10 protein-coding genes and 1 rRNA gene are annotated in these 8671 nt (G+C 68.7%); 1 reads left to right on the forward strand and 10 read right to left on the reverse strand.

Annotated elements, in window-relative coordinates:
• Positions 1–69: 69 nt before the first annotated feature.
• The 5 genes from ACN6LB_RS45110 to ACN6LB_RS45130 all read right to left on the reverse strand — a co-directional run bounded on the left by ACN6LB_RS45110 (position 70) and on the right by ACN6LB_RS45130 (position 3892).
• Positions 70–1119 (reverse strand): lysophospholipid acyltransferase family protein, encoded by a 1050-nt coding sequence (locus tag ACN6LB_RS45110; protein WP_445031006.1) that lies wholly within the window; start codon positions 1117–1119, stop codon positions 70–72.
• A 14-nt stretch (positions 1120–1133) separates the two neighbouring features.
• The gene (locus ACN6LB_RS45115) at positions 1134–2195 is read right to left on the reverse strand and encodes an NAD-dependent epimerase/dehydratase family protein (protein ID WP_356148659.1); all 1062 of its coding nucleotides are present in this window, start codon (positions 2193–2195) and stop codon (positions 1134–1136) included.
• 279 nt (positions 2196–2474) lie between these two features.
• Positions 2475–2573, reverse strand: a complete 99-nt coding sequence (locus ACN6LB_RS45120) for a 30S ribosomal protein bS22 (RefSeq protein ID WP_003948845.1) — start codon at positions 2571–2573, stop codon at positions 2475–2477.
• 161 nt (positions 2574–2734) lie between these two features.
• Entirely contained in the window at positions 2735–2947 is a 213-nt protein-coding gene (locus ACN6LB_RS45125) for a helix-turn-helix domain-containing protein (protein WP_004984898.1), read from the reverse strand.
• Positions 2948–3076: 129 nt separating this feature from the next.
• Positions 3077–3892 (reverse strand): phosphatase, encoded by an 816-nt coding sequence (locus ACN6LB_RS45130; RefSeq protein WP_356148679.1) that lies wholly within the window; start codon positions 3890–3892, stop codon positions 3077–3079.
• A gap of 237 nt (positions 3893–4129) precedes the next feature.
• On the opposite strand from ACN6LB_RS45130, the gene ACN6LB_RS45135 reads away from it, so the two are divergent.
• Positions 4130–4573 carry a hypothetical protein gene (locus ACN6LB_RS45135; protein WP_356148663.1) on the forward strand — a complete coding sequence of 148 codons (444 nt, stop codon included), beginning with the start codon at positions 4130–4132 and terminating at the stop codon, positions 4571–4573.
• A gap of 46 nt (positions 4574–4619) precedes the next feature.
• On the opposite strand, the gene ACN6LB_RS45140 is transcribed toward ACN6LB_RS45135, so the two are convergent.
• From ACN6LB_RS45140 to rrf, 5 genes are all read right to left on the reverse strand, one after another.
• Complete coding sequence (locus ACN6LB_RS45140) at positions 4620–5792, reverse strand: acetoin utilization protein AcuC (RefSeq protein ID WP_445031007.1); 1173 nt, start codon at positions 5790–5792, stop codon at positions 4620–4622.
• Positions 5743–6960: an MFS transporter gene (locus ACN6LB_RS45145; protein ID WP_445031008.1), complete on the reverse strand. Its 1218-nt coding sequence runs from the start codon at positions 6958–6960 to the stop codon at positions 5743–5745. The genes ACN6LB_RS45140 and ACN6LB_RS45145 overlap by 50 nt, the downstream gene beginning before the upstream one ends.
• A 92-nt stretch (positions 6961–7052) precedes the next feature.
• Complete coding sequence (locus ACN6LB_RS45150; protein ID WP_445031009.1) at positions 7053–7781, reverse strand: VC0807 family protein; 729 nt, start codon at positions 7779–7781, stop codon at positions 7053–7055.
• Positions 7782–7874: 93 nt separating this feature from the next.
• On the reverse strand, positions 7875–8519 hold the full coding sequence (locus ACN6LB_RS45155; RefSeq protein WP_445031010.1) for an HAD family hydrolase: 645 nt from the start codon (positions 8517–8519) through the stop codon (positions 7875–7877).
• Positions 8520–8581: 62 nt separating this feature from the next.
• A 5S ribosomal RNA gene (gene rrf, locus ACN6LB_RS45160) occupies positions 8582–8671 on the reverse strand; the annotation flags it as partial.

Genomic DNA, 8671 nt, shown 5'->3' on the forward strand with positions numbered 1-8671 from the left:
CTGGGGCTCCCTTCTCAGGAAGGGAGCCCCCATCGCCGTACCGATCAACAACCCGAACTCAGAACCGACTCAGAAGAACACCGACCGCCGCTGCACCAAGAGCTTGTAGAGCGTGTGCTGGATCTGTTCCCTGACCTGGTCCGTCAGGTTGAACATCAGCATCGGGTCCTCCGCCGCCTCCGGCGGATAGCCGTCCGTCGGGATCGGCTCGCCGAACTGGATCGTCCACTTGGTGGGAAGCGGCACCGCGCCGAGCGGGCCCAGCCACGGGAACGTCGGAGTGATCGGGAAGTACGGGAAACCGAGAAGGCGGGCCAGCGTCTTCGCGTTGCCGATCATCGGGTAGATCTCCTCCGCGCCGACGATCGAGCACGGAATGATCGGAGTGCCCGCGCGCAGCGCGGTCGAGACGAAGCCGCCGCGGCCGAAGCGCTGGAGCTTGTAGCGCTCGCTGAAGGGCTTGCCCACGCCCTTGAAGCCCTCCGGCATCACTCCGACCAGCTCGCCCCCCTCCAGCAGCCGTTGGGCGTCCTCGGCGCAGGCCAGTGTGTGGCCGAGCTTGCGGGCCAGTTCGTTGACCCCCGGCAGCATGAAGACCAGGTCGGCCGCGAGAAGGCGGAGGTGGCGGCCCTCGGGGTGGTTGTCATGGACCGCGACCTGCATCATCAGGCCGTCCAGCGGGAGCGTGCCCGAGTGGTTGGCGACGATCAGGGCGCCGCCCTCGGACGGGATGTTCTCGATGCCCTTCACTTCGACCCGGAAGTACTTCTCGTAGAACGGGCGCAGCAGGGACATCAGGACCTGGTCGGTGAGCTCGGCGTCGTAGCCGAAGTCGTCGATCTCGTAGTCCCCGGTCAGACGCCGGCGCAGGAACGACAGGCCCCCGGCGATACGCCGCTCCAGCCCGCCGCCGTCCTGCGGCTTCGGCAGCGGTTGTTCCTCTCGCGTCACGGGAACATCATCCTGCCGCAACGCCCGATCGGGCAGCGGCTGGACCTCACGAACCACCGCGGGCTCGCCCTTGCGCCGGCTCCCCGCGCCCCGGCGCCGCGGCGGCCGCTGCACGGCGCCTCCACGGGACCGGTCGTCGTCGAACGGAAGGACCTTGGCATCCGCCATCGTTGATGCGCTCCTCAGTTGGCGCTCTGCGTCGGGGGGTGGCCGCCGCCCAGGTAGGGCAGCGCGGCGAGCCGGTCGACGGCCCCCGCGAGGGCCTCCGGAGGCAGGAGTCCGGGCCCCCGGCTGCGGGCGAAGTCCGCGAAGGTCTCCGCCGTCGTGTACTTCGGCTTGTAGCCCAGCGTCTCGCGCATCTGGTTCGTCGACACGACCCGGCCGTGCGTCAACAGCCGCAGCTGCTCCGGCGAGAAGTCCGTCACCCCCAGCGTACGCACCGCCGTTCCCACCCAGGTGAGCGCGGGCAGGAGCAGCGGCACCGTGGGCCGGCCGAGCCGCCGCGCGCACTGCGACAGCAGCAGCACGCCGTCACCGGCGATGTTGAACGTGCCGCTGTTGAGCGTCCCCCGCTCCGGTTCGTGCGAGGCGAGGCGCAGCACCTCGATCACGTCGTCCTCGTGCACGAACTGCAGCCGCGGGTCGTAGCCCAGGACGGTCGGCAGGACCGGCAGCGAGAAGTACGAGGCGAGCGGCGAGTCCGCGCTCGGCCCCAGGATGTTCGCGAAGCGCAGCACGCACACGGCCACGTCGGGCCTGCGGCGCGCGAACCCGCGGACATATCCCTCGACCTCGACCGTGTCCTTCGCGAAGCCGCCGCTGGGCAGCGACTTGGGCGGAGTGGTCTCGGTGAAGACGGCGGGGTCGCGGGGCGCCGAGCCGTAGACGTTCGTACTGGACTTCACTACGAGCCGCTTCACCGTCGGCGACTTCTGACACGCACCCAGCAGCTGCATGGTGCCGATGACGTTGGTCTCCTTGACCGTGGTCCGGCTGCCACTGCCCAGCGCCGTGCCCGTCACGTCCATGTGCACGACCGTGTCCACGGAGTGCTCGGCGAGCACGCGCGCGATGGCGGGCTGCCGGATGTCGGCCTGGACGAACTCGGCACCGCCCAGGTGGTGCTCGGATGGCACCGCGTCCACGGCGATCACCCGGTCGACCTGCGGGTCACGCTGGATCCGTCGTACGAACCGGCCCCCCAGCTGACGGGCCACTCCGGTCACGAGCACGACCTTCCCCAAGATCAGCGCCTTCCTTCCAGACGTCTTCGCGCCTTCGCACAGCTGTCGCGCAGCTCTGCCCGTACGTGCCGTGTTCCCCGTGTCCGGTCAACCTAGCGGGTTGTTGTTGCGCTGTGATGACCGCCCGATGCACGAAGTGACGACAGCCACAGACGTACGATCAGACCAAGCCAATCGCATCACAGGCGTACGAACAGTACCGACGTGGCCGGAAAATGGCTGTGGCCCCCCACCGGTGGTGGGGGCCCACAGCCATACGCTCTCGCAGCGTCGCGTCGCTTACTTCTTGTTGCGACGCTGAACGCGCGTGCGCTTCAGCAGCTTGCGGTGCTTCTTCTTCGCCATCCGCTTGCGCCGCTTCTTGATAACAGAGCCCACGACTACCCTCGCTCACTTCTCTTTACTCGGTGCTGGGCTGCATGGGCCCACACGACCTATGAGGGGCCAGCCTACCGGTCCGAGCGCCGAGGTCGTAATCGAGGGGATCCGGGGGGTCCCGGAGGGCCTCGCAGGGCCTCCGGGACACCGCCGGAACAGCGTCAGGCTGTCTCCACCCCCACGTAACTCTCGCGGAGGTACTCGTGAACCGCTTGCTCCGGCACCCGGAAGGACCTCCCCACCCGGATCGCCGGCAGATGGCCGCTGTGCACCAAGCGGTACACGGTCATCTTCGACACTCGCATCACCGAGGCGACTTCCGCCACGGTAAGGAACTGAACCTCGTTCAGAGGCCTCTCGCCAGCTGCAGCCATGACACACCTGAACCTTCCGCACTCGACGGTCACCGGCTTCCCCTTCCGGTGACTCTTCGTCGTTGCGTGCTCACTCCCCAATGTAGGGGCGGGTGATGCGAGTGGGGAAGAGGGGATGCCATCGGCCGCCTACTGTGACAGACACGCTCGATTGAGTACATAGCGAGTAAGCGGTCGGTAGTAATCAGACCGCACAGCGTCATCAAGCGGAACGACGACGGACACCCGCCCCTCTGCCTCTCCCACGAAGAGCGCCGGATCGTCCGTGTCCGCCAGCCCCATCGCCTCGAACCCCAGCTGACCTGCCCCGCAGACCCATCCGTGGTCCCCGATGACCAGTTCCGGGAGCGGCCCGCCGGCCTCCGCGGCGGCCGCCAGAACCGTGCGAACCGGGAGGGGTGAGTGGGTGTGCGCGCCGGTCGCACCACCGGGGGCGCACGGACCGGGTTCGCGTACCAGCGCGACACCTTGTACGTAGTCAAGGTTGTACGTGCGTAGGCCGAACCGGGTCGTTATGTCGACAGAGCAACCCTGCGCGGGGGTGAGGACGGTACATCCCGCCGCCGACAGAGCGTCCGCGAGAGCGGCGTAGAAACCGATCAGCCGGTGCGGATGGCCGGTGCCGAGGAGCACGGGGCTCCTGTCCTGCGCCGCTTTGCCGAGACGCTCCGCGAAGGCGTTGAGCGCTTCCAGGGTCCGCTCCGGATCAATCACATCATGACCAGAAGTGTGCCCAGGATCGGCCGAGACCCCGCACTTGTACGACATCAACTCGATCAGATCCCGCTGCCGCCATGTCCATTCGGGATCGAGTCCGATCATCACGCGTGGGTCGCGCGCCGCGAAGAGCCGATAGCTGCGCAGGCTCTCCTCCCGCGACGTGGCCACGGGCCCGGCCAGCCGGGCAGCCAGCAAATGCGCACGCAACGCTCCACTACTCAACACCCCAGCGATGCTGGCGCATCGATTCCTCACGCATGCCCAAAACACGGGAAACGCCCCACCGTTGGCGTAATCGTGCGACCCTCGCCGACCGCCGTGACACGACGGTGAAACGCGGTGACAGGACAGTGACAAAAGCGACCACAACTAACGCCGGGGCTCTCCTGTCTCACAACACGTAAGCCAGCGCGGTGAGTTGACCATCGCCGCACAGACCACAGTCATCACAGGGGGAACACCATGAAGCTGTCCCGTCGCACCACGACCGCCGCCGCCCTCGCCGTCCTGGCCCTCGGTGGCACCCTCGCCGCCACCACCCCGGCGACCGCCGCCACCACCGCTGCCGGCGCCTACAACGGCGCCTGCGGCGAGGGCTACCGGGTCACCGCGTCCACGCCCATCAAGTCCTCGCCGACCAAGGTCATCGGCACCACGTACATCACGTGGAACACCGGAGCCCAGCGACTGTGCGCCGTGACCGTCCGCAACACCCCGGGCGCCAAGGTGTTCATGGAGGTCACCCTCGACACCTTCCCCGACAGCACCACCACGGCCAAGGACTCCGGCTACTTCACCACGTACGCCGGCCCTGTCTACAAGGACAAGCCCGCGGCCGGCGAGTGCCTGACCTGGAGCGGCTCGATCGACATCTACTACAACGGCGACACCAGCATCTGCGACTGACCCGCCGCCGCACCCGCACCGCCGTAGCCGGACCCAAGAGGCCCGGCTACGGCAGCAGTCCCCGCAGCGGGAAGGCGGCCCGGCGCGCGGCCACGACCGCCTGGTCGAGCCGGTCCGCCGGGTCGTACCCCGACTCCCAGTCCTTCCATGACACCGGCCACCGGCCGTCCGTCATCCGCGTCGGCGCCAACTGCCGCGTCCGCGCGAACACTTCCTGCCGCCAGCCCTCGGGAATCACGGTCTCCGGCTCGACCGGCCGCCCCGCCGCGATGGCCACCAGATGCGTCCAGGACCGCGGTACGACGTCCACCACCGCGTAGCCGCCACCGCCCAACGCGACCCAGCGCCCGTCGGCGTACTCGTGCGCGAGGTCGTGACACGCCATCTGCACCGCCCGCTGCGCGTCCAACGACACCGCCAGATGCGCCAGCGGATCCTCGAAATGCGTGTCGGCGCCGTGCTGTGTGACCAGCACCTGAGGCCGGAAGTCGGCGATCAGCTCCGGTACGACGGCGTGGAAGGCCCGCAGCCACCCGGCGTCCCCGGTCCCGGCGGGCAGCGCCACGTTCACCGCGCTCCCCTCCGCGCAGGCCGCGCCGGTCTCCTCGGGCCACCCGGTCTGCGGGAACAGCGTTCGCGGATGCTCGTGCAGGGAGACCGTCAGGACCCGCGGATCCTCCCAGAAGGCGGCCTGCACCCCGTCGCCGTGATGGACGTCCACATCCACGTACGCGACGCGCTCGGCGCCCAGTTCGAGCAGCCGGGCGATGGCGAGCGAGGCGTCGTTGTAGATGCAGAACCCGGAGGCGCCGCCGGGCATGGCGTGGTGCAGCCCGCCCGAGAAGTTCACCGCGTGCAGCGCCTCCCCACGCCACACCGCCTCCGCCGCGCCCACCGACTGCCCGGCGATCAGCGCGGAGACCTCGTGCATCCCGGCGAAGGCGGGGTCGTCCATCGTCCCCAGCCCGTACGCCCCGTCCGCGGCGTCCGGATCCGCGGACGCGGCCTTCACCGCCTCGACGTAGTCCTCGCGGTGCACCAGCCGCAGCGTCGACTCCCCGGCGGGCTTCGCCGAGACGACCTCGACCTCCCGGTCCAGCCCGAACGCGTCGACCAGGCGCCGGGTCAGCGCCAGCCGGACCGGATCCATCGGGTGGTCCGGACCGAAGTCATACCCCGTTACTGCCTCGTCCCACATCAGCTGTGCGCGGCCGCTCATGCCCGCCACCGTATCGGTCCGACCCGGAAGCGAACGAGCGGGCGTACCCCAGGGTCACCAGCACCAACACCATGGGCACGAGCATCGCGCCCCGATAACTCCACGCATCCCCCAGCGCCCCGACCAGAGGCGAACCGATCAAGAAACCCACATAGTTGAACACGTTGAGCCGCGCGATGGCCGTATCCGAAGCCCCCGGGAAAAGCCGACCGGCCGCCGCGAAGGTCTGCGGCACCAGCACGCACAGTCCCAGCCCCAGCAGCGTGAACCCGAGCATCCCCACCCACGCGCCCGGCGCCACCGCCACCACCGCGAACCCCACCGCCGCCACGACCGCCCCCAGCCGCACCACCGCCACGGCCCCGAACCGCCGCACCCCGAAGTCCCCGATGGCCCGCCCGAGCAACGTCGTCACCATGTAGACGTTGTACGGAACGGTCGCCAGCTGCTCCGAACTGCCCAGCACGTCCTGCAGATACTTCGCACTCCAGTTGGAGACGGTCGAGTCCCCGATGTACGCGAAGGTCATCACCAGGCACAGCGGCAGCAGCAGCTTGAACACTACGGGCCCGGCATCGGCCGCCTCCCGCGCCTCCTCCTCGCCCGGGACACCCGCGTCGACATACCAACGGCTCGCCACGAGCGCGGCCGGCAGCAGCACCAGCACCACCGGCAGATACAGCACGACGAGCGAGAGATGCCAGTGGGCCCCGACCCAGGCGAGCGACGCCCCCAGGATCCCGCCCAGGCTGTACACGGCGTGGAAACCGAGCATGATGCTGCGCCCGTACGCCCGCTGCAGGCTCACCCCGAGCATGTTCATCGAGGCGTCCAGACCCCCCACCGCCAGCCCGAAGGCCCCCAGCGCCACGGCCACCTCGACCAGTTGGTCGCCGGACCCGACACCGAGCAGCGCGAGCAGCACGACCGGCTGCGCCCACCGCAGTACGCGGCTGGGCGGCACCCTCTTCACCAGCTGCTCGGTGCAGACACTGCCGACGCCGGCCAGGACCGGCACTGCGGCGAGGAAGGCGGGCAGGAGCGCGTCGGATATCCCGTACCGGTCCTGGATCGCGGGAATGCGCGTCACGAGCAGCGCGAAGGTGGCGCCCTGCGCAAAGAAGCTGAACGCCAAAGAGGCCCTACCGCGCCGCAGCACATCTGTCATGGCGGCGAGCGTAAGGCCCCGGCGTACTCGTGGGTAGATCCAGCCAAAGATGAATTCTCTTCACCTTTGGCCGGCTGCTCCGCGCGGCTTCGTCAGGCGGCGACGGCGACCGCGGGCTCCGTCGTCGCGGCTGCGGCTTCGCTGTCCTTCACCTCGGCGGCGAGGATGCCCTCCATCGGCCCGGCGGCGAGACCGCCGCTGACGAGGAAGGTGACCGCCATGACGCCGATCATGATGACCCCGCCGAGCCAGATCATGGTGTCCACGGGGATGGTGTACGCGCCGACGATCCGGGCGATGCACTCGGCGAGCAGCGCCACGCCCCAGACCACGGAGAAGGTGCGCTCCTTGCGTCGGAAGTCCGCCGAGCCGGACGCTGCGCCCGACGCCAGCCGCTGCCAGGCGGCCTCCTTGGCCGCGTCGCCCTTCACCAGGAAGGGCTTCAGGCCCGCGGTCATCATCGGCCGGCCGAGCGCCACGGAGAGCAGGATGCCGATGCCGACCGTGCTGCTGACCCCGCTGTCCTTGGCGAGCATCAGCCGCGGGTCGCCGGACACGAAGCTGAGCAGCAGCCCGACGACGTTCACGATGAGGATGAGAAGCGCGAGTCCGTTGGTCGTCCGCTCCTTGACCGCGGTCCACGCGGTCCGCAGGGCCGGCACCACGCTGCTCCAGGCGAGCGCCGCGAAGGTGCTCATCCCGAAGCCGTCCTTGAACAGGTAGTACGACCCGAGCGGAACCGCCACGTCCACGATCAGCGGCGCGAAGTTGTTCTTCATGCTCTGGCCCTGGGAACCGGTGTTCATCGTCTTCGTCGTCATGCCCTTAGCTTCGCCGCCGGGACGGGTCGGCCAGTAGAAACGATCGTCCGGAGCTCCGCATGACAAATGTCAGCATGGTGACACCGACCCAGGTCATACGAGCAGGTCAGCCAACTCCCCCATGCCGGAGAAGAGTTGGGTGGCCTGAGCGAGCCTCGTCGGTGGCGTCATGGCGGTGAACCCGTAGACGTCCATCCCGGCCGCCACGGCCGCCTGTACACCCAGCGGGCTGTCCTCCACGACCACACACCGCTCCGGTGCCACACCCATCCGCTCGGCCGCGTACAGGAACAGATCCGGCGCCGGCTTCCCCCGCCCGACGTCCTGCGAACTGAAGATCCTGGTCTCCTCGAACCACTGGTCGAGCCCGGTCGTCCGGTGCCCCACCCGGATCCGCTCATGGCTCCCGGAGGACGCCACGCAGTACGGCACCTCGTCCGCGGCCAGTTTCTCCAGTACGCCCGTGATCCCGGCCACCGGCTGCAACTCCCGCTCGAAGGCGGCGAACACGCGAGAGTGGAAGATGTCGTCGAAGTCGTCCGGCAGCCGCTGTCCCGTGCGTTCCAGGACCAGCTCGTGGATGCGGTGCATCGCGGACCCCATGTAGTCCCGGATGGATTCCTCGTACGACGTCGGGTGCCCGAGTTCGGAGAGGTACGCGGCGAGGAGCCGGTTGGAGATCGGCTCGCTGTCGACGAGGACGCCGTCGTTGTCGAAGATAACCAGGTCGTAGCGCATGGCTTCGACCCTAAACGCAGAAAACCCCCGCACCAAAGGTGCGGGGGTTCTCTTTAAAAGGAGTTCGGCGGCGTCCTACTCTCCCACAGGGTCCCCCCTGCAGTACCATCGGCGCTGTGAGGCTTAGCTTCCGGGTTCGGAATGTAACCGGG

This window comes from Streptomyces sp. SAS_270 (assembly GCF_052543295.1).

What these genes read in the sequence shown, in the direction of transcription:
- ACN6LB_RS45145 (WP_445031008.1), bottom strand. Translation starts at nt 6,960, where the DNA reads ATGACAGATGTGCTGCGGCGCGGTAGGGCCTCTTTGGCGTTCAGCTTC.
- ACN6LB_RS45125 (WP_004984898.1), bottom strand. Translation starts at nt 2,947, where the DNA reads ATGGCTGCAGCTGGCGAGAGGCCTCTGAACGAGGTTCAGTTCCTTACC.
- ACN6LB_RS45135 (WP_356148663.1), top strand. Translation starts at nt 4,130, where the DNA reads ATGAAGCTGTCCCGTCGCACCACGACCGCCGCCGCCCTCGCCGTCCTG.
- ACN6LB_RS45140 (WP_445031007.1), bottom strand. Translation starts at nt 5,792, where the DNA reads ATGAGCGGCCGCGCACAGCTGATGTGGGACGAGGCAGTAACGGGGTAT.
- ACN6LB_RS45150 (WP_445031009.1), bottom strand. Translation starts at nt 7,781, where the DNA reads ATGACGACGAAGACGATGAACACCGGTTCCCAGGGCCAGAGCATGAAG.
- ACN6LB_RS45110 (WP_445031006.1), bottom strand. Translation starts at nt 1,119, where the DNA reads ATGGCGGATGCCAAGGTCCTTCCGTTCGACGACGACCGGTCCCGTGGA.
- ACN6LB_RS45155 (WP_445031010.1), bottom strand. Translation starts at nt 8,519, where the DNA reads ATGCGCTACGACCTGGTTATCTTCGACAACGACGGCGTCCTCGTCGAC.